This window comes from Ornithinimicrobium tianjinense (assembly GCF_014636495.1).
Classification (GTDB): Bacteria; Actinomycetota; Actinomycetes; order Actinomycetales; family Dermatophilaceae; genus Ornithinicoccus; species Ornithinicoccus tianjinensis.
The window spans coordinates 1-2,131 of the sequence record NZ_BMEM01000011.1 but is presented as its reverse complement, the minus strand read 5'-3'; the positions used below and the strand labels follow the sequence as shown (position 1 = coordinate 2,131).

Below are 2,131 nucleotides of genomic sequence, written 5' to 3'. Positions count from 1 at the left end.
CTGTCGGCGGCGCTTGAAAACTGAGCAGGTACGGCGCTCGAAAAGTGAGCACTCTTCGACGATTGGAGTGTGATCACCATGGAGGACTGGGCGCTGATCAGGAGGCTGGCCGCCGAGGGCGTGCCGAAGGCCGCGATCGCCAGGAGGTTGGGCATCGCGAGGAACACGGTGGCTGCGGCCGTGGCCTCCGAGGGTCCGCCGAAGTACGAACGCAAGCGGGGCCCGACGTCGTTCACGCCGTACGAGGCTCGGGTGCGTCAGCTGCTGGCGGACACCCCGGACATGCCCGCGACGGTGCTGGCCGAGCGGGTCGGGTGGACCGGCTCGATCCGCTGGTTCCGGGACAACGTCAACCGGATCCGGGCTGACCATCGCCCGATCGACCCGGCGGACCGGTTGACGTGGGCGGCCGGGGACGTGGCGCAGTGCGACCTGTGGTTCCCGCCTCGCAAGATCCTGCTCGAGGACGGTTCGCGCACGCTGCTGCCGGTGCTGGTCATGACGTGCGGGTACTCGCGGTTCATGCTCGCCCGGATGATCCCGACCCGTAAGACACCTGACCTGCTCCTGGGCACGTGGTCGTTGCTGGAGGAGCTGGGGCGGGTGCCGCGCCGGTTGATCTGGGACAACGAGCCCGGCATCGGACGCCGCACGGTCACCGAGCCGGTGGCGGTGTTCGCCGGGACGCTGGCGACGAAGGTGGTGCTGCTGCCGCCGAAGGATCCGGAGTCCAAGGGCATCGTCGAGCGGCGCAACGGCTTCTTCGAGACCTCCTTCATGCCCGGTCGGCACTTCGAGTCACCCGCGGACTTCAACGCCCAGTTCACCGACTGGCTGACCACGGCCAACGCCCGGGTGGTGCGCACGATCAAGGCGCGCCCGAGCGAGCTGCTGGCGGCGGACAAGGAGGCGATGCTGGCCCTGCCGCCGGCGGTGCTGCACCTGGGCTGGCGCAACCACGTCCGCCTGGGCCGCGACTACTACGTGCGCGTCGACACCTGCGACTACTCCGTCGATCCTCGTGCGATCGGCGCCCGCGTTGACGTGGCCGCCGACCTCGAGGTCGTCCGGGTCCGCCACGGCGGACGGCTGGTCGCCGAGCACCCGCGCCGCTGGGCCCGGAGCATGACGGTGACCGACCCCGCCCACGTCGCGACCGCCGCCGCGCTGCGGCACGACTACCAGCACCCCACCCTACCGGGCTCCACGGATGAGGGCATGGTGCGGGACCTGGCCGACTACGACCGTGCCTTCGGGCTGGGCGAGGTGAGCCAACCATGACACCCAAGACCTCGGCCGGGACCGAGACGCTGAAGCAGATCACCCACCTGGCCGCCGCGCTGAAGGCGCCGCGGATCACCGAGGCCGCCGCCCGCCTGGCCGACCACGCACGCGACACCGGATGGACCCACGAGGACTACCTGGCCGCGGTCCTGGAACGCGAGGTCGCCGCCCGCAACGCCTCCGGCGCCCGGCTACGGATCCGCGCCGCCGGCTTCGGCGCGGTCAAGACCCTGGACGACTTCGACTTCGACCACCAACCCACCGCCCGCACCCCCATCCAGGCCCTCGCCTCCGGGGCCTACCTGGTCGAGCACCGCAACGTCGTCCTGCTCGGCCCACCGGGCACCGGCAAGACCCACCTCGCCACCGCCCTCGGCGTCGCCGCCGCCCGGCAAGGCCACCGGGTGCTCTTCGCCACCGCCACCGACTGGGTCACCCGCCTGTCCGAGGCCCACGACCGCGGCCGCCTGGCCGCCGAGCTCACCCGGCTACGCCGGTACGGGCTGATCATCGTCGACGAGGTCGGCTACCTACCCTTCGAGCAGGACGCCGCCAACCTCTTCTTCCAGCTCGTCTCCTCCCGCTACGAGCACGCCTCCCTCATCCTGACGTCCAACCTGCCGTTCAGCTCCTGGGCCGGCGTCTTCGGCGACCAGGTCGTCGCCGCCGCGATGATCGACCGCATCGTCCACCACGCCGACGTCATCGCCCTCAAAGGCGCCTCCTACCGGCTCCGCGACCGCGGCGTCGAGACCCTTCCCAGCATCAAGGCCGAGCAAGAAGCCCTAGACTGAACCTGCTCATTCTTCGACCGCCGAAACTGCTCAGTTTTCGAGCGCCGTCGACA

General features: G+C 70.6%; 2 protein-coding genes. Both read left to right on the top strand.

Annotated features, from left to right (window positions below; genetic code table 11):
* Positions 1–69 precede the first annotated feature (69 nt).
* Positions 70–1,281 carry an IS21 family transposase gene (istA, locus tag IEV65_RS15475; RefSeq protein ID WP_188432230.1) on the top strand — a complete coding sequence of 404 codons (1,212 nt, stop codon included), beginning with the start codon at positions 70–72 and terminating at the stop codon, positions 1,279–1,281.
* A complete protein-coding gene (gene istB / locus IEV65_RS15470) occupies positions 1,278–2,078 on the top strand; it encodes an IS21-like element helper ATPase IstB (RefSeq protein ID WP_188432232.1) in 801 nt (266 codons plus the stop codon). The genes istA and istB overlap by 4 nt, the downstream gene beginning before the upstream one ends.
* The last annotated feature ends 53 nt before the right edge of the window (positions 2,079–2,131 follow it).